The organism is Spirochaeta isovalerica, from assembly GCF_014207565.1.
Classification (GTDB): Bacteria; Spirochaetota; Spirochaetia; order DSM-2461; family DSM-2461; genus Spirochaeta_F; species Spirochaeta_F isovalerica.
The window spans coordinates 215,019-238,714 of the sequence record NZ_JACHGJ010000005.1 but is presented as its reverse complement, the minus strand read 5'-3'; the positions used below and the strand labels follow the sequence as shown (position 1 = coordinate 238,714).

Genomic DNA, 23,696 nt, shown 5'->3' with positions numbered 1-23,696 from the left:
CATTATATGATCATAATAAGGAGTCTCATGGATTTATGAAGAAATATATCTGTTCAGTCTGCGGTTATATCTATGATGAAGCATCCGGTTATCCTGAAGGAAATATACCTCCGGGAACAGTCTGGGCGGATGTTCCATCTTCATTTGTCTGCCCTCTTTGCGGAGCTTCTAAAGCTGAATTTAATGAAAATGAAAACGAGAAGGCTAAACCGGCGGTCTCATCAACATCAGACAGCCATGCTTCTTTACCCGAAGATATAAGTTATACAGCAGCAGAATTGTCAGCCCTCTTTTCAAATCTGGCAAAGGGCTGTGAAAAACAATATGATTCGGAAATGGCTGATCTGTATAAAGAGTTGGCGGCTTATTACAATTTGAAGTCAGAAAAAATAAACAAACCGGACTTTGAGAGCCTGAAAAGTCTTCTTCAAAATGATCTCTCCACTCATTTCGCAATGGCTAATGATGTCGCGGCCGGGCAACATGACCGCGGGGCTCTGCGGGCTTTGAAATGGGCAGAAAAGGTTTCCCTGATGATCAGGTCCCTTCTGAATAAGGTCGAATCCGGTAAAGCCGATTTTCTGAAAGAGAAAAATGTCTATGTCTGTGATATCTGTGGATTTATTTATGTAGGAGATGAGAAACCGGAGATCTGTCCGGTCTGTAAAGTCCCCGGCATGAAAATGACTCAGGTCGGAAGGAGCGCTTGATATGCATGCAGTGAGAAATATCCGGTTATGTACGAAAGACTGCCTGTGTCTTTATGTCTGCCCTACAGGTGCGACGGATACAGAAACAGGTCAGATTGATGCCCAAAAGTGTTTAAGTGGATGCCGTTTGTGCGTTGATGCCTGTCCTTCCCATGCCATTTCCTTAGTTCCCGAGGAGTATCCCGCTCAGCAGGAGACGTCCGGTGATGTGAAAAAGGCTCTGGGAATTCTTTCGAAAAGCAAGACAGAGCAGGAAATTGCCGCTTATGAGATTGAAGAGGCAGCGGAAACACCCCGGGCAAAACAACTGGCCAAAGCTATCGGTATGTCAAACCGGATTATGGCTGAAGATCTGCTGAGAGAAGCCGGTTTTATGCTCCCCCAGAGCGGAGAAGTCCTTAAACTATTAAATTCTTTAGTGGAATCAGAGACTTCTGAAGACTTTCCTGCAGCAGCCGCTGAAAAACTGATTCAGAAACTCAGGAAAATTAATGCATCCATGAAGGAGAAGACCATGTCTAAAACCACAGATAATTTATTGGAAGCTTTTGCCGGAGAGGCTCAGGCAAACAGAAAGTACCTTGCTTTTTCCAGAAAGGCAGAGCAGGAAGGGCATTTAAACGCAGCGAAATTATTCAGAGCGGCCGCCGATGCTGAGACCATTCACGCACTCAAGCATTTTGAAGTAGCCGGGAAAATAGGTTCCACCATTGAAAACCTGAAATCCGGAGTGGAAGGAGAAACTCACGAATATAAAGAGATGTATCCTCCTTTTGTAGAGCAGGCGGAGGCTGAAGGAAACAATGCCGCGGTCAGAACCTTTACTTTCGCAATGAAAGCGGAAGAGGTTCATGCCGGTTTATATCAGGAGGCCATGGATACTCTGGATAACCAGGAAGAGGTCTTTTATTATCTGTGTCCCGTTTGCGGAAATATCGAAAAAGTTGTTCCCGGGAAATGCCCTATTTGCGGTGTCTCCGGGGAGAAATTCATAAAATATTAAATCTTTGCAGCTTTGTAATATCTGGCTGGCTCATAAATCGTGAGTCGGCCTTTTTTATTTATAATTCAGGTAAGGGATCTCTGCCTCAATTCCAGTCGTATTGATTTCTGAATGGTCAAGGGAGTCATGAAGATTATAATAAAAACTGCATTGAAAGTTTCGGAACCTCACCTCGCTGGCTCGGCGCTCACTACCGATCAAGTCCCTGCATATCAGAAAAAATAAGGGTAGCAACTCTTCGAGTCACTACCCTTATTTTACCGGCGATGGGATCTGGTTTTTGGGTTATATAGGTATATGAGCCCTGATTAGCCATTTTAATCGGGTTCTGGAGTTGTTTTCTGGGGTAGTCAGGGTAAATGATTCAATATAACTGTCAACAAGTTGTCTACAAGTTATAATCCAGGGATGGATGCTAAACTCGGTTCTGATTTGCAAACAAAATAAAACCTTCTTGAATGTTCAATGATTTTTAAACATTCTTTGCCTGAATTCTGAACTGTATTGGCTGCATCTGGAACTTCTTTTTAAAGCACTTGGAAAAATATCCGCCGTTTTCTATTCCCACTTTCCGGGCGACTTCCTGTATGGACAGGTCGCTCGACAGTATGATTATGGACGCTTTATCCAGCCTGTAATTGATCAGAAATGAGTTCAAGGTTTCTCCCACCTCTTTTTTGAAAAGCCGGGAAAAGTAATCGTGGCTCATATTCACGTATTCTGCTATATCCGGGACGCTTATGATTTTGTCGTAGTTCGATTCTATAAATCCAATGGCTTCCTTGACGGGAGTTGAGTATTTATTGCTATTAATAAGATCGTTTTTATCGTCTATTGCCTTAAGGGCCCACTCCGAAAGTTCGCTGAAAGTCTCAAAACCGCTGATACTGGCTCTTATTATGTTCAGTTTGTTGATAACTTCCTTCGATTTGGCATAGTTGTAAATAAAATAGGAATTGAGCAGGAGAAGATAGATATTCATAAGGGATTCCACATCTGTAGGGGTTGCGGTATGAAAGTATTCATTGATTTCCCTGAGGTGCTGCAGAGTCTGTTCCCTGGAAAAGCTGCGGATTCGGGAAATCGTTTTTTCGCAAAGGGAATCTATTTCCGCTGTTTCATATTTTCTGAACCGGTGCATTCCTGAACAATGAGATTCCCCGCTGTAAAAGAGAGATTGGAAGCCTATCCAGCAATTCCGGCATTGGGAAAGGATCTCGTCCACATCCCTGCAGATCTTTCCGCATGAAACTTGGCTCCCCAGTACTTCATAAAGATAAGAGGAGTATTCAAAGTTATAGGTGTGCTGATTCCCCATCGCTTCAATGCTGAAGGCATAAAAGGAGAGCTCTTCGATAGATCCGATCATTCCTTCATACTTTAGTTTGAAAAACTGCGAGGTGTATCCTGGTTTTATTTCTTTCTTTTCCATCTTTACAGCTGCAATGAAGAATAGTTTTCCCGACAGTCTCGCGAAGTTTTTTTTGATAATATCGATCCCTTTTTCCGGGATATTATCTTTTATAACCCTTTCCATGAATTCCTGAGTCATGGTTGAATCGATTTGCTTATTGGATATTTTTTCCTGGCATGAATAGAGAATTTCCGATAATTTCTCCCTGGAGCATTCGTTTTTCAAAATGTATTCTCTGATATTGTATTTCAGAGCTTCCCGTGCGAATTGAAAGTCATCGTGACTGCTCAGGACTATAAGCATCGCGTCAATGGCATCCTGATTGATCTTCTTTAAAAACTCGATGCCATTCATCTTCGGCATGGTCATGTCTACGAATATGAGATCATAGTTTTCCTGACTTAACTTTTCCAACGCTTCCAGCCCATTGGAAGCCGAGTCAATTAGGGATATGTGAAAAGGCAGACTGGAAATGGTGTATTCCAGCCATTCCTTAATCATCCTTTCGTCATCAACCAGCAGAATTTTCATATTCCTCCCCTCTTCTCGGGACGGTAATGTGCACAGAAGTGCCTCTGCCTACTTCTGAATCAATATCCAGTGAGGCTTTTCCATCATAGTAGAGCTGCAATTTCATAAATACATTGAGCAGCCCTATGTGATTATTCTTATCTTCCTTCGGGGAACCGAAGATCCTTTCAATCTGTTCTGCAGACATTCCGCACCCGTTATCCTCAACCGCAATGTGTATATAATCACGGTTTTTTCTTTCGAATGAGATGCCGATAAAAGAGTCTTCGGCGAAACCGTCGGCGAAACCGTGGAATACGCTGTTTTCGACAAGAGGCTGAAGGATAAACTTCAGGATCTTCTCATTTCCGATTCCTTCATCGACTTTGTATTTCAGGGACAGGGCTCCGAATCTCTGTGAGAGGATAAAGCTGTAATCCTCCAGATAGTCGATATTGTCCATTATCGATATCATGGGAGAGTTCAATCGAAGCACCTTCTGAAGCAAATTGGTAAAGCGATCCAGCATTTCCCCGGCTTTGCCGTTATCGCCCATATCCACCATGCATCGTATGGAAAACAATGTGTTGTATATGAAATGGGGATTGATCTGCATCTGAAGAAATTCAAGCTCACTGTTCTGTTTCTGCTGTTCGATCACCTTGATCTCATCAATCAGCGATTTTATGCGATCTATAAAATTCTGGCTGTTCTCCGCCATTTTTATCGATTCCTCATATCCGGACTTCTCGAACCGGGTGGTCAAATCTCCTTTTCCCGCCTTTTCCATGGTCGTGGACAGTTTTTCAAATGGGAGCGCTATTCTTTTAGAAAAGAAAATAGCCACTATGATCGAAAGGGAAAGAAGTATGACCGTCAGAAAATTTATGGAGTTGGCAATTTCCTGAAGAGGATCGGTAATAACGGCTATGGGTATCTCTTCGACGACTATCCACGGGTTCTCCGGAGATCTGTATCTTGAAAACAAGTATTCATTACCAAGCTTCACTATCTGGGCCCAATCCCTCTCCTCAAAAAAAGAGTCGAAGATTTTCATGTCATAGAAAAATCGTCCCACCATGGAAAGAGTCGGGTGGGAGGCTATCTGCCCTTTATTGTCAACAAGGTAGATGGTGCTCTGAAACCCTATGATCTGGGAATAAATCCGGTAGAGTTCCCGCTCATCGAGATTCATTAATATGGCGCCCAGTGTTTTTCCCTCCGAATCCCTGATAAAAGTGACCAGAGAGATAACATTTGTTTTCTTCTCATCTACTTTAAACAGGATATTGGACTGCCACAGGAAATCTTTCTGATACTTAACCGCTTCATAAAACCATAGCGTCTCCGTCAGCTTGAGCAGAGTTTCCAGGTGCGCGGGATCGGAAGAATAGGATAAACCGTTCATGAAGAGGATCTGTATTTCATATTCAATTTCAGGAAAGAAGAAAGATTCGTCGTTTTCTCTTTTTATGCGGTCTATGTTCGCCCTGAAATCATCCTGGTCGATACTGCCGGGGGGCAGTTCCGCCATCTCTTTTATATAGTCTAGGGACGAATAGGACAGGGATAACCGCTCTATTTTCTGGCAGTGTTCGCTGACGCTGTCGCTTATCTGAAGAAGAGTGTCCCGGCGGCTGTCGGCATAGCTCTGTATGGTTCTGGTCTTGAACAAATTCAGGGAGAGAAGACCTACCCCGGGAATAATGCACAATAGGATCAATGAGATAAAAACAGATAAAATTGTATGGAGCTTCAACTTCACAGGTCAATTCTACCACTGTTGATTGAAAGGGCAAGCTTGAACTTGAATCCTTAATTCTTTTGCAAAGATATTCCTCTTTCATATACGGATAAGTTATAAATCAGCACCGGAAATTTACCAGCATGAAAATTCACTTTTCACCTGTATACTGAAATAAGCAAAAAGAGGTCTTCTTTGACCATATGCCTCCCGGAAAAACCGGAGAGATAATGGTTAAAACACATTAAGGAGAATCGAAATGAAAAAGTTTTTAGTGATCTTGCTGACAATGACAATGTTTACATCTCTTTTTGCAGGTGGAGCCCAGGAAGGGAACGAAGCGGGAAGTCAGGATGGTATGGCCAAGCTGGGTGTTATGGTTCAACCCTATTTTAACGGTGTTGTGGCTATGTACATCAGAGATAAAGGATGGGCTGAGGAAGCCGGTCTCGATATCGATCTTCAGGTATACTCCAACGGTTCGACGGCGAACGAAGCCTTGGCGGCCGGTCTCTGGGATCTCGGGTTCCAGGGTGCTGCTTACGTTTTCGGTGTTATCAATAACAATGCGAAACTGGTTGGTAACTATGAAGAGACCAGAGGCGACACTCTTTTCGTAAGAGCAGACAGCGATATTCTTTCGGCAAAAGGTTTCAACCCCACATATCCTGAAGTTTACGGAAGCCCCGACACTGTTACGGGAAAAACAATCATCTATGCTCCGGGAACATCTCTGCATCAGCTGGTTATCGAATATCTTGAAAGAACCGGTGTTTCCATTGACGATGTGAATACCGTTCCCATGGATTACCAGACAGGAGAGCAGGTTTTCGCAACAGGGGAAGGTGACATCGCGGCATTCCCCACACCATGGTCTCTGACAGTTGAAGACAAATACGGATGGAAACCCATTGCCACACTTTCCGATTTCGTAATGTCTACCGGGGATCTGATCGTTTCCAACGATGCCTATGAGAATAAAAGAGAAGCTCTTAAAAAATATATGGGTCTTGTATACAGAGCGGCTGAGGAGCTTGAAGCTGACCACGATCTCAAAGCGAAAATGCTGGTTAAATGGTATGAGGAAAATGGTCGGGAAGGGAACCTTCAGGCTGCAAAACAGGAAGCTGAGCTGAGAATCCTCATCACACCCGAGACTCAGAAATCCATGGAATATGGTAAACCTGAATCTGCTATCGCCGACTTCTATGCCTACATCGGGAACATCGAACCCGCTCAGGCTGATATGTTCAAGAAAAATGTCGTTGACGATCTCTGGAAAGAAGTCCTGAACGCTCAGTAATAATTAAACTTTTATATCACATTTTATTGGGGGCTGTTATCGGCCCCCCTATCTCAAGGAAAAAAAATTGAAAGATAAAACCAAGTATATATTGATTTCAATAGCTTCCTTACTGACCTTTATATTTCTGTGGCAACTCATTTCCACAGCAGGAATAATCTCAGCCAGGAAGCTTCCCACTCCCGTAAAGCTTTTCGATACGTTCGTTTATAAGCTGTTTAATAAAAACCCTGATGGGAATGTGCTGGGAATTCACATCTGGACGAGTTTGAAAGAAGCTTTAATCGGGTTCGGCTTCGGAATTGTCATCGGTGTTCCCCTGGGGATCGGAATGGCATGGTTCGATAAGTTCGACAAGTTTTTCAGACCGCTCTTCGACCTGATCAAACCAATCCCCCCCGTGGGCTGGGTTCCCATAATGATCACTTTCTTTGGTATCGGAATCATGTCCAAAGTATCAGTAATCTTTATCGCTTCATTTATTCCTGCTGTCATCAACTCATACAGCGGAATCAAGCAGACCAAAGATGTGCATAAATGGGTGGCTTCGACGTTCGGAGCTTCTAACAGGCAGGTTCTGTTTTCTGTAGCGATTCCCTCTGCGGCTCCCATGATTTTTACAGGAGCCAGAGTCGCTCTCAACGGTTCCTGGGTGTCTCTCGTAGCGGCGGAACTGCTGGCTTCGACCAGAGGGCTGGGATATATGATCCAGACAGCCCGGCTTGTGGGGCGGATCGATGTGGTCTTTGTCGGCGTTCTGGTCATCGGCGTTTTCGGAGCCATCATGATGGAAGGATTGACCTTTCTTGAGAAGAAGCTCGTTAAAGGGGGAAGGAAATGACGGCCAGATTAACTTTGACTAAAAACTCACGGGAAGCCTGGGTTTACGGCTTTCTGGGAATCCTCGTGTTTCTTTTTATGTGGCACCTCGCCTGTATCTACACCAACTTCGGGAAAATATTCCCCACTCCGGTGTTCTCTTTGAAGGCTTTTCTGGCGGCTTTTGTTAATCCTATTGGAAAATACACTCTTCTGGGACATATAGCCGTCAGCCTGAAAAGGGTTCTGGTCGGTTATATCCTCTCTTCAGTTGCGGGGATAATTATCGGTATGGCCATGGGGCACTGGAAAATGGCCCATGCCATTATATATCCCATTTTCAGTATCATCCGGCCCATTCCCGGAATCGCCTGGATTCCCCTGGCTATTCTATGGATTGGAATAGGTGAGCCTACCATTTATTTCATCATTTTTATGGGAGGATTCTCCCAGATGGTTATGAATACCATGGACGGTGCCCATCATGTGAGCAAAGATCTCATCGGTGTGGCGAAAGTCCTCGGGGCGAAGGAAAACCAGATCTTCGGTAAAATCGTCCTTCCTTACAGCATCCCCTACATTTTTACAGGTCTTCAGACATCACTTTCCACAAGCTGGATGGCCGTTCTGGCCGCTGAAATGATTACCGCGAGGGAAGGAGCCGGCTGGTTGATTCTCGCGGGAATGCAGACCGGGCGAATAGAAAATAATGTAATAGGTATGATTTCGATCGGAGGAGTGGGGCTTATTCTCGCTTCCCTATTGAGAGCGACAGAAAGGAGGCTGTGCAGATGGACCGTACGAAGCCGATAATCGAACTTAAAAATATATCCAAGTCCTTCCAGACCGAAACGGGAGAGGCTCTGATCATTGATGATGTGACTATTGATATTCAGGAAAATGAATTTGTGGTTTTATTCGGTGCCGGACAATGCGGCAAAACCACCATGCTAAAAATGCTGGCTGGCCTGGAATCCATCTCCAAAGGTACGATTTCACTCGAAGGAAAACCGATGAAAGGCTTTGATTCGAGGATCGGTATGGTCTACCAGACAACCGCTCTGTTTCCCTGGCTTTCCGTTATGGGCAACGTGGAATTCGGACCGAAAGCAAGAGGGATCTCCAAAAAGAAGAGGAGGGAAAAAGCCCAGTATTATATCGACCTGGTAGGTCTTAAGGGATTTGAGAAACACTTTCCCTCCATGCTTTCCGGCGGTATGCAGCAGAGGGTCGGCATCGCCCGTGCCTACTGCGACGATCCGGAGATCATCCTCATGGACGAACCCTTCGGTCATCTCGATGCGCAAACGCGGTACATGATGGAGGAAGAAGTCGAAAAGATCTGGGAGAAAGAGAAGAGAACTGTTGTCTTCGTTACGAATAATATCGAAGAAGCTCTCTATCTGGCCGACCGAATTATTATTATGACCGAATGTCCAGCTTCCATTATGAAAGAATATAAAATCGATCTTCCCCGCCCCAGAGATCTGGTTTCCCCGGAATTCCTGGCATTGCGGGAGGAAATAAGTGCTCTTGTTGAGCTGAGGGAGGGGGTAACCAATGCTTAAGGAAAAAGTTCAGGTTCAGAACCTGACAAAAAGTTTCGGGGACCTGCTTGTTCTCGACAATATATCTTTTAATGTGAAGGAAAGCGAATTTCTCGTTATAGTCGGACCTACCGGCTGTGGGAAAACGACATTTTTGAACAGCTTGACCAGAATCATTGATATCAACAGCGGCTCTATCAAGCTGGATGGGGAGAACGTGGATCCCCGAAAACACGATCTGGCTTATATCCTCCAGGAATACTCTACCTTTCCCTGGCTGAATGTAGAACAGAATATTGCTTACGGATTGAAAATCAAAGGCATGAAAAAAGATCTCATTGAGGAGCGGGTCGAAGAGGCTATCGCCATGGTAAACCTCGAGAAGCACAGGAAATATTATCCCGGCGAACTGTCGGCCAGTATGCTTCAGCGCGTTGTTATCGCCCGTGCATTTGCTACGAAGCCGGATCTGCTTCTTATGGATGAACCCTACGGGCAGCTTGATTTGAATCTGAAGTACAAGCTGGAAGATGAGCTTCTCAAACTCTGGGAACAGACTAAAACAACTATTGTTTTTATCACCCACAATATCGAAGAAGCCGTATACCTCAGCGACCGCATACTGGTCATGACCAATAAGCCGACCAAAGTTAAAACCGAATTGATCAATGACCTCCCAAGGCCGAGAAAAGTCTCCAGTCCCGATTTCGTCGAATTGAGAAACAAGGTCACAGAACTGATAAAATGGTGGTAAACAGGTTATGAGTGATAAGAAGCCCAATATTTTATATATAATGTGCGACCAGTTCCGATATGATGCCATAGCGGCACTGGGTAATTCTACTATCAGAACACCCAATCTGGATCGGCTTGTCGAGCGGGGTGTGAGCTACTCCAACGCCTATTCGCCCTGTCCCGTCTGCATTCCCGCCAGATACTCTATCAGGACAGGACGGGATTCCTTCACAACCGGATGCTACAGCAATGAGCTGCCGCGCAATACTTCCGGGCATGAAGTTTATGCAATGGAAGACTGGACGGGAGAATTTCTACCCAGAACCATGTCCCGATTGGGATACAGGACTTTCGGAATCGGAAAGTTTCATACTTACCCCGATCAATATGAGGTCCTGGGTTATGAGACCCATATTCACACGGAGGAGATGTGGGACGACCACGAACTGAGAGACCGTGACGGGTTTGCCCGGTTTCTCACGGAAGAGCATCCTGAATTCAACTATCTGGAACAGCTCCACGGGGAGAGAACCAATATGTATTACGCACCTCAGCTGAGCTCTTTGCCCGCCCATTTGACCGTCGAAGGCTTTGTGGCAGATAAAACGATTGAGCAGTTAAAGGTGGAGGATGATCGACCCTACTTCGGACTTGTCTCTTTTATCGGGCCTCATCCGCCCTGTGCGCCGCCCATTCCCTACAACAGGATGTACGATCCTGACGGCATGAGCAATCCCGTAAAGGGCCGGTTGGAGGACGATCATCTGGATGAGCAGATTCCCTGGATGAACTACATCGTCTATGCCGACGAAATCAATGATGCCTGGGCGAGAAACCTTAAAACACGATATTACGGGGAGATCTCCTATATCGATGATTGCATCGGACGGATACTCGATGAAGTGGAAAAGAGACCCGATGCCGACGATACGCTTATATGTTTCTTCACCGATCACGGGGATATGCTGGGCGATCACCATGCCTGGCAGAAAGAGTGTTTCTACGAAGCCTCTGTAAAGATTCCCTTTCTTCTCAGTTACCCGGGAAGGCTGAAAGGCAATAGTCAATGTGATGATCTGGTGAGTCTGACTGATCTTTTTGGTCTTGCGACGAAGGTTGGAGGAGCCATGGAAACCCGTGATGGTATCGATATCCTTGATGATAAGCGGGACGTCCTTTATGCCTTTCACGGCAGACCGGGAGCAAGGCAGTTTAAACTGATGGTTCGTCATAAGAACTGGAAGTATATATACATGGCGAACGGCGGGCGGGAGCAGTTGTTCGATTTGGAAAGCGATCCCGATGAGATGACGAATCTGGCTGGAGAAGATAGTGAAATATTAAATGCTCTCAGGAGTAAAGCTGTCGAAAAATGCCTTGTAGAAAGAGACTTGAATTGCATGGTTGATCAGGGACGAATGAAAGGACTCCCTTTTGAGGCAAGACCTCTTGGCAGATTGCATCAGTTTGCTTTTTCCAAAGGTATAACCGAGTTTATTGTTCCTTCGGGGAATAATTTTATCAGCGAATCGCTGCCTAATACGACGGAATAATTATTATCTTTTGAGGGCCCGGAAGGGGGCAATCCGGGTCCGACTTTTCAAGACATCAAACCTAAGGTAATATAATCCATATCATCTCAATAATCGGCGTTCAAGTATTTCCTGTAAGTCTCTGCGTCCATCAAAAACACAATGGACAAAAACTTTAACTCCAATAATCTGGAATATTATTCGATACAACTTGAAGTGAATCTCCCGGTATTCAGTTATGCCGATTCTTTCCAGCTCCGGCGGATAGTGTCTTTTTGATGGGAAATCAGATAATCCCAAGGTATTCGCTTTAATGTTTTTATAGACATAATCAGCACTCTCTGTACAATCGGAAGATAAGATATAGTCATATAAATAAAGAATATCTTTTTCGGCATCACCGGTAATAAAAACTTGATATTTCAAGACCGTTCCCTGTCTGCGATCTTACTATCCAGGTCTGAAAAGGTATCATTTGCACTCCTGAAGTTTCCTTCATTGATACTTTTTGTACTAAGAGCCAGTATTTTCAACATAGCCAGACTTTCCTGCATCTGTTCATAGCTACGTATATCCTGTAGAACAACCTTCGCTTCTCCATTTTGAGTGATCACCATGGTATTCTGGTTCTCAACGACATCATTGATTACTTCTGAAGCATGAGCTTTGAAGTAGCTTATAGGTTTAACTCCATTACTTAGTTTCATAAATTATTCCACCTTCTGTTGTGACTATATTATAGTCTGAATTTAGGTCGGCATGAAGATGCTTTATTGCCCTTAGGTTCAATATTGTTTAGTTCCGGCATCGGACCTCACCTTGCTGGCTCGTTACTCACTACCGGTCAAGTCCTATGCGTTATAAAAAAAGGAACAGCTGTTATGCAATTCCTTTAATTTTCCTACCGGCAAAGGGAATCTGATTTTAGGTTATATAGGGTTATTTTCCTTTTCTGTCTTGTATATCTGAGTTTTAGGCGGATTCCCAGGATTGTACTGGTGGATAAGGAAATCGAGCTGTCTACAAATTGTCTACAAGGTTCTGATTCGCTTTAAATTGGATTTGTCTGATATTTGATACCGCCATTTTATATTTAAGCTATTACTGATATAATAGTCTCATGAGTGAACAGGATATATTAAAAGAAGCACTTTCTCTAAAACCTCAGGCAAGATACTTATTAGTTGAGGAAATATTAAAGAGTCTAGATCAACCGGATGAGAAAATCGATCAAATCTGGATGGAAGAAAGTGAACGCCGTGTTCAAGCTGTAAGAGAGGGGCGTCTCGACACAGTTCCTTATAATGAGATTTTCTGATAGTGCAGGTTCGATTTACAAAATTTGCTTATCAGGAACTACTGGACGCTATTGAGTATTATGATTTCCAAGTGGATGGACTTGGTTCCAGGTTTAAAGATTCTGTTGGCCTTGGAATAAAGAGAATTATAAATAATCCTCTAGCTTGGGAAAGATACTCTTAATCGACAAGAAAATATACTATTGGGAAATTTCCTTATAAAATCATTTATAGTTTAGAGGATGACATCATAACGATTATTGCAATAGCGAACTCTCATCGAAAACCTAATTATTGGGTTGATGAGGAGAGGCAATGAATAAAAAATTCTTTCAATTAATCGGGACTTCCTTCCAGTTTCCACTATTGCGGAATCTTCCAGGCCGGCTCCATTCATGGATAGGACGAACCTGCCGGTTCTTTGTTCGGTTCCGGCACCGGAACCTCACCTCGCTGGCTCGGCGCTCAAGGACGAATGCTCTCGCATCCTGTGTTCGATCCTGTCATCAGGATCTCATGGATCAAGTCCCATCTTATTGCCGACAAAAATAGGAGAACAACTCTACGAGTCATTCTCCTTCCTTACCGGCGATGGGACTTCCTTCCAGCTTCCACTAGCGTGGAATCTTCCAGGCCACGTCCGTTCGCTTTAATCCTCGCTGGCTCGGCGCTCACTACCGATCAAGTCCCTGCATTTCAGAAAAAATAAGGGTAGCAACTCTTCGAGTCACTACCCTTATTTTACCGGCGATGGGACTTGAACCCATACGGCCGCGAGGCCAGTAGATTTTGAGTCTACCGTGTATACCAATTTCACCACGCCGGCATTACTCTGAAGAGAATAATGATATTCTCTTCATCTGTCAATCATTTCACTCTTCGATATAGGCACCCAGGATTTCTCCGTAGTAATAGCGGTGGAGATCCGCTTTGGGATAGTGGCGGTCAATCAGATTTTTATCGAGAGCAGCAGCTGTTACATCGTTGTAAAATACGGTGCGGCATTCCAGATGGATCGGGCATTCTTTAATATAAGACACGGATATATTTTCACTTTTTTTTCGGGTAAAGCCGCAGAGAGCCAGTTTGTCTTTATTTCGACCCGACTTCGAACCGCAAATACCAATCTCTTTCTTCATATCATCCGAAGGGACATTTATTGTAAAATCTCCGTTTCTTTCAAGCAATTCAAAACTGTACCGGACCGGACGAACCATTATGGTGAAAACCGGTTTATTCCACATGATTCCGTAACTTCCCCAGCCGATTGTCATGGGGTTGCACTGCTCCCCTGATCCCAGCAGCAGTCCCGGTTTTGCCAGTTTGGCCATAACTTCATTTATAACTGATCCCAGTTCTACTTCCTTTCTCATACTTGGTCTCCTCGGCAGCTATTCTTTACTAATAAGATGCGCCTGTATATATTATACAAACTAAACACATTCGGGAAAGGTCCTATGGTTCTAAGAAAAATATCATTGCTCGCCTTATCGGCATTATCGATTTTTTTTACAGCGATTCTCCACCCCTTATTCATACTTGCTGTTCTGTTTTTTCTGATTCTTTTATTCAACTGGACTGATTTTTTCTATCGGGAAGATCCCCGCTATAGTCAAACCGATCTTTCCCGATTGATGGATGGGGAAGCAGGACCTATCGAACTGGACAACTCATCGGATAAGGCTGTCATTTTTGTTCACGGTTTTCCCTCGACGCCAAAGACCTATAAGTATGTCGCTCCCATTGCTGCGGATTCGGGATATGATGTTTTCGCCCCGCTTCTGCCGGGTTTCGGAACAAATCATGATGATTTTATAAAATCCAATTTTTCCCAATGGTACGCTTATCTCTCCGATTATTACTTGGAAAAGAGAAGGAAATATAAGAAGCTCTACATTATCGGTTTATCCATGGGCGGAGCGTTGACTCTCAAGCTGGCGGAGGAGTTTTCCGGCACGGAATGGGCTCCCGACGGAATTTCCGTTAACGCGGCCCCCGTATCGCTCCGTTTTCCCCGAAAGGGTCCCGGCAGAGGGGCATCGCTTCTATTTATCAGAACCCTGGGGTGGTTCGTCAGACATCAGGGCGGAAAGAGCGATAAATGGAAGAAAATGGAAGACGGTCATAATGAGTGGCTCGGCTACCAGGGGCAATTCCCCAGACAGGTATACAGCCTGAAAATGGCTGTATATAAAATCAGGAAGGATTTGAGTAAGATCTCAGTTCCCGTAATCGCCTTTCAGGCACCGGATGACAGCACTGTGGATTTTACCAATCTCTCCCTTATCGAGAATGGAGTATCTTCGAAAATCAAATCTTTCAACCGCCTCGATTACACCGGATATTACAATACGTCTCACGCTCTATTTCTTTATGAATCCATCCGGGAGAAACTGATTCGCCACATACTCGATTTCTTTGAAGGTCTGGAATAATGGATTACAGAAACTGCCGTCTCTGCCCCCGCATGTGCGGTGTCGACAGAACCGCCGGCATTAAGGGGTTCTGCGGACAGAGCGATGTTCTGCGGATCGGTACGGCGGCCCTACATTTCGGGGAAGAGCCGCCACTTACAGGAGAAGGTGGCAGCGGAACGATATTTTTCAGCGGCTGCACCATGGGGTGTCCTTTTTGTCAGAACTGGCAGATCAGCCGCGGTCAGATCGGAGCGGAGATCTCAGTCGATACGTTGACCGATATAATGCTGGAGCTGGAGAGAAGAGGGGCTGAAAATATCAACTTCGTGACGGGGACGCATTTTCTGCCTTCGATTGTTCCGGCTGTCAAAGCCGCTAAGAAAAGAGGTTTGTCCATACCGCTTCTCTGGAACTGTTCCGGATATGAGACTGAGGAAGCAATTGATCTGCTCGATACCTTTATAGACATTTATCTGCCCGATTACAAAGCCTCGGAGCCTCATCTGACTAAGAGACTCTATCAGGCGGAGGATTATCCCCGAATCGTCGAAAAAGCTCTTATCAGGATGGCTTCCGGCCGGCCCCTCGAATTTTCTGAAGAGGGACTGATGAGAAGAGGCGTTATCATACGGCACCTGGTTCTTCCGGGAGAACTGGAATCGAGCCGGAAGTTTCTCAAGTGGTATGCAGAAGAGTTACTGGAAAAAGCACTTGTTTCTGTGATGGTGCAGTATTCGCCTGTTCATATACCGGGTAATAAAATAAAAATTCCCGAACGATATATTTCTCATGAGGAATATGAGCGGCTTCTCGACTGGATGGATGAATATGGAATTGAAGAGGGATTTTTCCAGGATCTGGAACAGACAAATGACTGGCTGCCGGATTTCAGGAACTCCGTTCCGTTCCCTTCGAAACAGACCCGCGTAATCTGGTCAGCCGTCACAAAAGATTTCATCGATCAGTGATCATTTCCGTCCGATAACAGTTCCGATGAAATCCCCACCGTCAAAGATTTTCTGCAGGTTGTCAAGATCTTTGCCTGCTGCAGCAATGACCTGGAGGTTCAGTTCCGCCGCTTTTTTTGTTGCTACAGGGTCGAAGGGGACGTTCTTGCCGGGAGTCCACTCATCGCCGGCCATTTTTTTATAATCGTCCCAGCTCACATAATCGAGTGGTTTCGCATCGGGGTTTTTCTTCGGATCATCAGTATAGACTTTGGCTATGTTGGACAGGTTGTACACCGTATCGGCGCTGAATTTCTCTGCAAGAACAACAGCATCGTAATCTGTCGACCATCCGGGCTTCCAGCCCGCAGCAACCATAACCCGGCCTTCAAATGACTCGGGTGCCGTCGGGTCGGTAACGACATCCTGCGGACAGTATTCACTGAAAACAGCTTTGATAAGCTGGGCATTGATTCTTGTGGCCATAATGCCGATCCAGTCCGCTTCATTGTCGTCGCTGTCGGAAATAATCTCCCGGTATGCCTGCTGGTATTTTCTGGCGGGAGCTCCGCCTCCTATTACAATGATGGCTTTATTGTCTTTGTCCTCATCGAGCCATTTTGTCAGAAAAACTTTAAACTCTTTGATAAAGGCGGTATCCACTTCATCGGGAGCTACGATTGAGCCTCCGAAATCTAATACTTTAATATTAGGCATGTCTTTTCTCCCACGATAAATCAGCTTGACACTTGAGCGTCTTTAAGTATCTAATATGGAATAGAATAGAGGTAAAAACTGGTTTTGAAAAGAGTAATGAAACATACCCTTCTGATTACAGCCCTGTTGATTCTTCCCGCTTTTTCTCTCTGGTCCCAGGAGACCGCCGAGAAGTTTTTCACATCCGTTTCGGATCAGCACGGAGATGTAACCGATTATAAAGCATATATAACTATCACAAAAGGAAGCGAGGTTCAGTCGGGGACCTTATATTATAAAACTCCCAATTTGCTCAGAATAGATTTTGACGAGCCCGAAGAGCAGGTTCTGGTTGTCAACAACGAACAGCTCGAGCTTTACATCCCTAAATTCCGGGTGTCGTTCAAGCAGACTTTAAAGAAGCATAATTCAGCGACGCTGGCTTCCATGGTGAGCAGCCAGGGGCTCAAGCTCCTTGAGAGGAACTACCGCATCGGTTATCTCGTCGGACCGGAACCTGTTCCTCTTGAAGACGGTTCTCCCGAAATGGTCGTAAAGCTGAAGCTCACATGGATGTCTCAGACAGAGGGATTCCGCGAGCTGGAAATGAGTATAAACGCGGGAGACAAGTCCATAAGACGGATTGTCGGTGTAACCGGTTCTTTTGAAACCATTCAGTTCGATTTCGAGGATATCGATACCTTGACGAAAATCCCCGATGCCCGTTTCGAGTATGAATCTCCCTCCGAAGGGAATGAAATAGAAAACTTTTTGTTTGAGCCGGAAAACTGATACATGAAATCTATAGGTGAACATCTTAGAACTGCAAGAGAAGAGAAGGGTTATTCCTTCGATCAGGTCGTCCATGACACAAATATCTCCAGAGAGTACATACACGCTCTTGAGGAGGATGATTTTGATTTCTTTCCCGCCGAAGCCTATCTCATCGGTTTTCTGAGGAACTACTCGGAATATCTCGGTCTCGATCCCTCTAAAATGGTAGGGATCTATAAAAACTTTAAAATCAGCGAAGAACCGGTCCCAATGGATCTTCTGTTGGGCAAAAAGAAAGCCGCCGCTGTAAAAAAAGAGAAACCCGAGTCTTCTGTTGAGAAAAAAAGCCTTCCCCGGTGGCTGATCCCTGTCCTGGCTGTCGTTGTCGTTGCAGCCGGTGTTGCCGTTCTCTTTATCCCTTCCTTTCTCGATGACGGAGAAAAGACCGACAGCACTATAGAAGAGGAAACGACTTCTGTCTCCGATGAACAAAGCGGACCGAAAGAGTTTTTTCTGACCGAAGATACGCTGGATATCAATGTCTCCAACGGCGATTCAATTAAGGTTTCCACAGGCAGCAGACTTCTGACCTTTTTCGTCAGCATCTCCGATGAGGAGCAGCTTATTAGCTATGCCGATCCATCGGGCAATCCCGGTGAAATCCTTCTCGAACAGGGAGGAGAGCAGGTTGTTCTTATCGGGGATCAGACTGGTGTTTATTTCTTTGTAAAAAAAGTCTCGTCTTCCGGAGCGACAATTATTGCACAGAAGGTTTCAGTAGACGAGCCTCAAGCCGGCGAAGAGCCTGAAGAGGTCGTTGTCTCTGCAATTCCGGCTGCAAGTGCCGATACGAATTTAACCGATAAAATCGTCATAATGACTGAAACATATCCCAAGGCTTACACCATTGATGCTTTATTCCGGGGCGACGGGCTTTTCCGTTACGAAACAGACGGGCAGGGGCGGATTGAACGGTTCTATCAGGCGGGAGAACGCCTCAAGATAGATGTGAACCGCAATCTTCTTCTCTGGGCTTCCAATGCGGGAAGCGTCGACCTCAAGATTTCCGGACAGGAAATTAAAATCGGTGAGAACGGACAGGTTGTCGTCCGTTCGGTCAAATGGGTAAAAAATAATGAAACAGGAAAATACGAACTCGTCATCGTCCCCTACAACTAACACTTTTTATGTAGAGAACCTCGGTTGTTCAAAAAACCAGGTCGATGCCGAAAATATGATCTCCACACTGGTCAACGCGGGATGGACGTCTGAAGAGACTCCGGAAAATGCCGAATTGATCATTGTCAACACATGCGGTTTTATCAAACCGGCTAAAGAAGAATCGATTAATACCATTCTCGATTTCACCAGCGCCTATCCCGGAAAAAAAGTTCTGGCCGCCGGTTGTCTTTCCGAGCGATACAATCAACAGCTGATGGATATGATTCCCGAATTGGCGGGAGTTTTCGGTTCCATGGCTCCCAGCCATATAACAGATGTGGTCGAAGCGGTACAGAAAGGAGAAAAGCCGGTTCTTATTCCGGAAACCGATCTTTCGGTAACACCGAGAAAGAAGTTTTTCTCCTATGACCGTTCCGTTTATGTGAAAATAGCCGAAGGGTGTAACAATAGGTGTACATTTTGCGCTATTCCCATCATAAAAGGGGGATTGAAAAGCCGGCCTCTCGATGAAATTATTGCAGAGATCAAACAGCTTATTGCTGACGGCGCTTTCGAACTCAATCTTATAGCTCAGGATCTGGCCGGTCTGGGAACGGACCGCGGCAGAAAAGAACTTCCCGAACTTCTCAGAGCCATTTCAGCTATCGAAGGGAAATTCTGGATCCGGCTGCTTTATATCCATCCCGACCGCTTTATCGATGAAGTCGTCGAGATTATGGCAGAAGACAAGAGATTTCTTCCCTATTTTGATATTCCCTTTCAGCATGCCTCGGAAAGAATCCTGCGGAAAATGGGAAGACGGGGAACAGCCCGATCTCATCTGGAGATGATCGCTTCCATCAGGGAAAAATTGCCGGACGCGGTCTTCCGGTCCACTTTCATGACCGGATTTCCCGGAGAAAACAAACAGGATTTCCGTGATCTGCTCGATTTTCAGCGTAATGCCAATCTCAACTGGGTCGGTTTTTTCACTTATTCCCGGGAAGAGGATACTCCCGCCTGGAATTACAGAGGGGCACTGGGAACCAAACTTGCGGCGAAATCCGCAGAAAAGCGCAAACAGGAACTGGAAATCCGCCAGAGCGAGATAACCGAAGCTCTGCTCGATGATTTTCTCGGAAAAACCTATGAAGTTCTTATCGAAGAAAAAGTGGAAGAGGAAAACCTCTATATAGGACGGGCATACTTTCAGGCTCCTGAAGTGGACGGTCTGATCGTTCTTCATGGCGAGAACATTCGTCCCGGAGATGTGGTTCAGGCAAAAATCTTCAAAAGAAATGGATTGGATCTGGAAGCCGTTGTTCTGGAGGACTGATAGTGAGCGGTTCTCCTTCCTATCTGAAAGGTCTCAATGAACAGCAGCTCGAAGCCGTAACCCACGGACAGGAACCGCTCCTGATTCTGGCAGGCGCCGGTTCCGGTAAAACAAGAGTCATTACAACCAGGATAGCCTGGCTCATTAATGATATGGGGTTCGAGCCCTCATCTATCCTCGCCGTAACCTTTACAAACAAAGCTGCCGCTGAAATGTCCGACAGAGTCCAGGGAATGGTCAGCGATGCTCAGGGCGTCATGATCAAAACCTTTCACTCATTCGGTGCCTGGCTTTTAAGGCGGAACGCCTCTCTTCTTGATATGAAATCCCACTTCACCATCTATGACGATGACGATGTGCTTTCCCTGTTGAAAACCCTGTTCGACGAGGCTCCCCGAAACGAGCTCCGCCGCTACAGCCGCGATATCTCCCGGGCTAAAGACGATTGCCTGCAGCCCGATGATGATCTGTCCCATATCAATCCCGATCCATCGTTCAATGAAATCTACAGAATTTATGAAACCAGGCTGCGGGATATAGGCAACGCCGATTTCGGCGACCTGATCAGTCTTCCGGTGAAAATGCTCCGGGAGAGCGGCGAGTTGAAGAAGAGGATACATCAGAAGTTCCGGGTCATCCTGGTTGACGAGTATCAGGACTCCAACGGGGCGCAGTTTCAGCTGTTGAAAGAATTGTCCGGACCCGATACCTGGCTCGCTGTCGTCGGCGATGATGATCAGTCTATTTACCGTTTCCGCGGGGCGGAAGTGAAAAATATCCTCACCTTCCATGAATCCTTTCCCGGCACAAAGGTTATCAAGCTGGAGGAAAACTACCGCTCCACGGGTAATATTCTCAGTATCGCCTCATCTGTCGTTTCCAATAATTCGGGGCGCCTGGGCAAAACTCTCTGGACCAGGAAAGGCTCCGGTGTAAAGGCAAAACTTTTCTACTCGGAAAATCAGATTACCGAAGCGCAGGATTGCGCTGAAAATATCATGGCCAATAGCCAATATGGCGAAACAGCCGTTCTTTACAGGACAAACGCCCAGTCCCGGGAGTTCGAAAGCACATTCCGGAAGATGGGAATACCCTACAGGCTTGTGGGGACTCTCAGTTTCTACAGCCGCGAGGAAATCAAGGATACGGTCGCCTTTCTGAGTTTTCTCAGCAACAGCCGGGATGAAGTCGCTTTCCGGCGCATCATTAATAAGCCGGCCCGGGGCCTGGGGAAGGTTTCTCTTGAAAAAGTATTCAGATACATGCTGGATGCGGGAGGAGATCTTCTTGAAGCTTCAAAAGCGGCTCTGGGCGGCATGAAAGGAAAAGGCGCCAAAGGTTTAACCGATTTCTGCCGCATCTGCGATCAGCTGTCCGAAGCCCTGGGAGAGTCAGCGACACTGGCTCCCTACGTGGACCGGGTCATCCGGGAATCGGGACTTTTGGAGTATCACAGAGCCCAGGATGAGGTAGACCACTCCCAGAAGGTGCGAAACCTTGAAGAATTGGTGACCGCAGCCGATCAGTACGATGGAACGATGGAGGGGCTTTCCGAATTTCTGGAGCTCATTGAACTCGACCAGACTATGCTGGAGGAAGAGGATAATGATCCCGATCGCGTCACCCTCATAACCATGCATAATACGAAAGGATTGGAGTTCGACCGTGTTTTTATCACCGGTATGGAAGAGGGGCTTTTCCCCCGCGGTGACGAATACGCCGATGATGATGATATAGAAGAGGAACGCCGGCTTTTTTATGTGAGCATCACGCGGGCCAGAAAGGAACTGTTTTTCACATCGACGCGCAGGCGAATGCTTTACGGCAGAACGGAAGACCGCTATCCGTCCCGCTTTATCGATGAGCTTCCCTCGGAACTGGTCGATACTATAGGAGAGGACAGCGGTCCCTCGGGGGATTTTAAGCCGGGAACCCGTCTTTATCATGAAGATTACGGCGTTGGCGTAGTCAACAAGAATCTATTCAATAACGGGCACACTGTTCTTCATGTCATTTTTGAATCGGGGAGAACAGCCGTTCTCATGCCTGAGTTCTGCGCCCATAAACTGGAAAAGCTCGGCCGTGCCGAATGGGACAGCTGAAGGGGAAAACAATGTCAGATGATTTAATGCGGATGATTACGCCTATAAAAAGAGCCAGAGGATTTTATCTCTATGATGATAAAGGCCGCCGTTTTCTCGATCTATTTCTGGACGGAGGGCGCGCTCTTTGCGGCCATCGGCCCAACGGACTCTCCAATGTCCTGAAAAATACGCTTTCAAGAGGGTTGTATGCACCTTATCCCTCTGTCTATGATAGCAGGCTCTATAAAGTTCTGAAAAAAGGATTTCCCCGATTTTCCCGCAGGGCCGTTTACAGCAGCCTTGATTCATTTGAAAAAGCCTGCGGTGAAGCAGTCTCTTTCGATGATCCCGCCCTCTCGGCTCAAACGGGAAGGAATGTCATCTGGAGACCTTATCTTCCTGTTCCGGAAAACGCGGATCGGCTCCTCGTAAACCTGCCTTACCCCGGTATCGACGCGGTGGCTATTCTTTCCGATCAGAAAGACCTGCCTCAGTCGGATAGGCTCTCGCCGGTCATTCAGGCGGGGTTGGTCCGGTCCTGGTTTGATCTTCAGCTCAGAATGAAAGAGTTGGACACAGAGGGCTGGAGCCTTCTTGATGATACCGGACACTGGGAAAGAACCGGACCCTATCTAAGGCCCCTCTGCGCAAAAGAGGACTATCCGGATCTGTTTAAGCTTTATCTTGAGAATGGAATCCTCATATCACCTCTTTATGATAAACCGTCGGTGATTGCTGTCGATATTAAAGAGGGGAGCCTGAAAAAACTCAAACAGGCTTTAAAGAGGTAAGGTCATGTCCAACAGCCCTGAAATTATTCTGCTGCTCGTAAAGCTTCTGGCAGGTTTCGCCGCCACGGTTACGGCTGTTCTTCTCTGGTCCAGGACGCGCGAAGCTTCATGGCTTCTCGTTGTCGTCGGAACGGTTTTTCTCTACGGAGAGGTCATTGCAGAGACGCTGCAGGTTTTCGGCCTTACGGATTTGCAGAAATTTACATTTTTCGGGATTCCTGTGATTGAAGCTCTGTTCGCTCTGCTTCCCTTTCTTTTCTTTACCGCCGGTTTCATTTCCTTCCTTACGGCCCGGCGAAAACGACTGTAGAATTCAACTTATTAATCCCGAATTTAACCCTTTACCCTTATTGACTTTATTTTTCAATGATGTGAATATTAAGATCCCGTTACATAAGTCGAGAATTATCTATTATTGATAAGGTTAGAGGAAGATGAAAACTATATTTGAAAAACCTGCAAGTATAGAGAGAAAATGGTACGTCATCGATGCAGAAGGCGTTTCTCTCGGTCGTGTTGCAGTAAAAGCGGCGAATATTCTCCGCGGTAAAAACAAGCCCTATTACACACCTCACCAGGAAATTGGTGATTATGTCATTATTGTAAACGCTGAAAAAGCAGCTGTTACCGGTAGAAAGAAAACTGACAAGATGTATTACCGTCACTCCGGGTATCTCGGTGGTCTGAAAGCTGAAACTTATGAAAAAGTTCTGGCAAAAAAGCCCACAATGCCCATGGAGAAAGCTGTCAGAGGCATGCTCCCCAAAGGGCCCCTCGGGAACAAGCTTTATACTAACGTGAAAATCTACGCTGGGGCTAATCATCCCCATGCCGCACAGCAGCCCGTTGCTGTGGAAGTGTAAGGTCAGGAGAAT

At 45.8% G+C, this 23,696-nt stretch carries 24 protein-coding genes and 1 tRNA gene; 18 read left to right on the top strand and 7 right to left on the bottom strand.

Features of this window, described 5'->3' with window-relative positions; translation table 11 throughout:
- The first annotated feature begins 35 nt into the window (after positions 1-35).
- Positions 36-710: a rubredoxin gene (locus HNR50_RS22845; protein ID WP_184747409.1), complete on the top strand. Its 675-nt coding sequence runs from the start codon at positions 36-38 to the stop codon at positions 708-710.
- Between the two features lies 1 nt (position 711).
- Positions 712-1,713 (top strand): ferritin family protein, encoded by a 1,002-nt coding sequence (locus tag HNR50_RS22190; protein ID WP_221439886.1) that lies wholly within the window; start codon positions 712-714, stop codon positions 1,711-1,713.
- A 472-nt stretch (positions 1,714-2,185) separates the two neighbouring features.
- Here HNR50_RS22190 and HNR50_RS14075 read toward each other — a convergent pair whose 3' ends face one another.
- On the bottom strand, positions 2,186-3,658 hold the full coding sequence (locus HNR50_RS14075; RefSeq protein ID WP_184747408.1) for a response regulator: 1,473 nt from the start codon (positions 3,656-3,658) through the stop codon (positions 2,186-2,188).
- Positions 3,639-5,402, bottom strand: coding sequence for a histidine kinase (locus tag HNR50_RS14070; protein ID WP_184747407.1), 1,764 nt, complete (start codon positions 5,400-5,402; stop codon positions 3,639-3,641). Before HNR50_RS14070 ends, HNR50_RS14075 begins: the two co-directional genes overlap by 20 nt.
- Positions 5,403-5,640: 238 nt before the next feature.
- Between HNR50_RS14070 and HNR50_RS14065 the strand changes: the two genes are divergently transcribed.
- From HNR50_RS14065 to HNR50_RS14040, 6 genes are all read left to right on the top strand, one after another.
- Positions 5,641-6,684, top strand: a complete 1,044-nt coding sequence (locus tag HNR50_RS14065; RefSeq protein WP_184747406.1) for an ABC transporter substrate-binding protein — start codon at positions 5,641-5,643, stop codon at positions 6,682-6,684.
- Positions 6,685-6,751: 67 nt separating this feature from the next.
- Positions 6,752-7,525, top strand: a complete 774-nt coding sequence (locus tag HNR50_RS14060) for an ABC transporter permease (RefSeq protein ID WP_221439885.1) — start codon at positions 6,752-6,754, stop codon at positions 7,523-7,525.
- Entirely contained in the window at positions 7,522-8,316 is a 795-nt protein-coding gene (locus tag HNR50_RS14055) for an ABC transporter permease (protein WP_184747405.1), read from the top strand. The genes HNR50_RS14060 and HNR50_RS14055 overlap by 4 nt, the downstream gene beginning before the upstream one ends.
- Positions 8,295-9,071: an ABC transporter ATP-binding protein gene (locus HNR50_RS14050; protein ID WP_184747404.1), complete on the top strand. Its 777-nt coding sequence runs from the start codon at positions 8,295-8,297 to the stop codon at positions 9,069-9,071. The genes HNR50_RS14055 and HNR50_RS14050 overlap by 22 nt, the downstream gene beginning before the upstream one ends.
- Positions 9,064-9,804: an ABC transporter ATP-binding protein gene (locus tag HNR50_RS14045; RefSeq protein WP_184747403.1), complete on the top strand. Its 741-nt coding sequence runs from the start codon at positions 9,064-9,066 to the stop codon at positions 9,802-9,804. The genes HNR50_RS14050 and HNR50_RS14045 overlap by 8 nt, the downstream gene beginning before the upstream one ends.
- A gap of 7 nt (positions 9,805-9,811) precedes the next feature.
- On the top strand, positions 9,812-11,338 hold the full coding sequence (locus tag HNR50_RS14040) for a sulfatase family protein (protein ID WP_184747402.1): 1,527 nt from the start codon (positions 9,812-9,814) through the stop codon (positions 11,336-11,338).
- Positions 11,339-11,419: 81 nt separating this feature from the next.
- Here HNR50_RS14040 and HNR50_RS14035 read toward each other — a convergent pair whose 3' ends face one another.
- Both HNR50_RS14035 and HNR50_RS14030 read right to left on the bottom strand, forming a co-directional pair.
- Positions 11,420-11,743 (bottom strand): type II toxin-antitoxin system RelE/ParE family toxin, encoded by a 324-nt coding sequence (locus tag HNR50_RS14035; protein WP_184747401.1) that lies wholly within the window; start codon positions 11,741-11,743, stop codon positions 11,420-11,422.
- A complete protein-coding gene (locus HNR50_RS14030; RefSeq protein ID WP_184747400.1) occupies positions 11,740-12,024 on the bottom strand; it encodes a type II toxin-antitoxin system Phd/YefM family antitoxin in 285 nt (94 codons plus the stop codon). The genes HNR50_RS14035 and HNR50_RS14030 overlap by 4 nt, the downstream gene beginning before the upstream one ends.
- A 413-nt stretch (positions 12,025-12,437) precedes the next feature.
- Between HNR50_RS14030 and HNR50_RS14025 the strand changes: the two genes are divergently transcribed.
- Positions 12,438-12,635: an addiction module protein gene (locus HNR50_RS14025; protein ID WP_184747399.1), complete on the top strand. Its 198-nt coding sequence runs from the start codon at positions 12,438-12,440 to the stop codon at positions 12,633-12,635.
- 722 nt (positions 12,636-13,357) lie between these two features.
- On the opposite strand, the gene HNR50_RS14020 is transcribed toward HNR50_RS14025, so the two are convergent.
- Positions 13,358-13,441: transfer RNA gene (locus tag HNR50_RS14020), tRNA-Leu, on the bottom strand.
- A gap of 46 nt (positions 13,442-13,487) precedes the next feature.
- Positions 13,488-13,988 carry a flavin reductase family protein gene (locus HNR50_RS14015; RefSeq protein ID WP_184747398.1) on the bottom strand — a complete coding sequence of 167 codons (501 nt, stop codon included), beginning with the start codon at positions 13,986-13,988 and terminating at the stop codon, positions 13,488-13,490.
- 84 nt (positions 13,989-14,072) lie between these two features.
- Between HNR50_RS14015 and HNR50_RS14010 the strand changes: the two genes are divergently transcribed.
- A complete protein-coding gene (locus HNR50_RS14010; protein ID WP_184747397.1) occupies positions 14,073-15,050 on the top strand; it encodes an alpha/beta hydrolase in 978 nt (325 codons plus the stop codon).
- Positions 15,050-16,000, top strand: coding sequence for a radical SAM protein (locus HNR50_RS14005; RefSeq protein WP_184747396.1), 951 nt, complete (start codon positions 15,050-15,052; stop codon positions 15,998-16,000). The genes HNR50_RS14010 and HNR50_RS14005 overlap by 1 nt, the downstream gene beginning before the upstream one ends.
- Here HNR50_RS14005 and pyrH read toward each other — a convergent pair whose 3' ends face one another.
- Positions 16,001-16,696, bottom strand: coding sequence for a UMP kinase (gene pyrH / locus HNR50_RS14000; RefSeq protein WP_184747395.1), 696 nt, complete (start codon positions 16,694-16,696; stop codon positions 16,001-16,003).
- Between the two features lie 96 nt (positions 16,697-16,792).
- Between pyrH and HNR50_RS13995 the strand changes: the two genes are divergently transcribed.
- The 7 genes from HNR50_RS13995 to rplM all read left to right on the top strand — a co-directional run bounded on the left by HNR50_RS13995 (position 16,793) and on the right by rplM (position 23,684).
- A complete protein-coding gene (locus tag HNR50_RS13995) occupies positions 16,793-17,467 on the top strand; it encodes a LolA family protein (RefSeq protein WP_184747394.1) in 675 nt (224 codons plus the stop codon).
- A 3-nt stretch (positions 17,468-17,470) separates the two neighbouring features.
- Positions 17,471-18,628, top strand: a complete 1,158-nt coding sequence (locus HNR50_RS13990) for a helix-turn-helix domain-containing protein (protein WP_184747393.1) — start codon at positions 17,471-17,473, stop codon at positions 18,626-18,628.
- Positions 18,585-19,946, top strand: a complete 1,362-nt coding sequence (gene rimO, locus HNR50_RS13985; protein ID WP_184747392.1) for a 30S ribosomal protein S12 methylthiotransferase RimO — start codon at positions 18,585-18,587, stop codon at positions 19,944-19,946. Before HNR50_RS13990 ends, rimO begins: the two co-directional genes overlap by 44 nt.
- 2 nt (positions 19,947-19,948) lie before the next feature.
- Complete coding sequence (locus tag HNR50_RS13980; RefSeq protein ID WP_184747391.1) at positions 19,949-22,048, top strand: UvrD-helicase domain-containing protein; 2,100 nt, start codon at positions 19,949-19,951, stop codon at positions 22,046-22,048.
- An 11-nt stretch (positions 22,049-22,059) separates the two neighbouring features.
- A complete protein-coding gene (locus HNR50_RS13975) occupies positions 22,060-22,821 on the top strand; it encodes a hypothetical protein (RefSeq protein WP_184747390.1) in 762 nt (253 codons plus the stop codon).
- Between the two features lie 4 nt (positions 22,822-22,825).
- Positions 22,826-23,131 (top strand): hypothetical protein, encoded by a 306-nt coding sequence (locus HNR50_RS13970; protein WP_184747389.1) that lies wholly within the window; start codon positions 22,826-22,828, stop codon positions 23,129-23,131.
- Positions 23,132-23,255: 124 nt separating this feature from the next.
- Positions 23,256-23,684: a 50S ribosomal protein L13 gene (rplM, locus tag HNR50_RS13965; protein ID WP_184747388.1), complete on the top strand. Its 429-nt coding sequence runs from the start codon at positions 23,256-23,258 to the stop codon at positions 23,682-23,684.
- Positions 23,685-23,696: the final 12 nt, after the last annotated feature.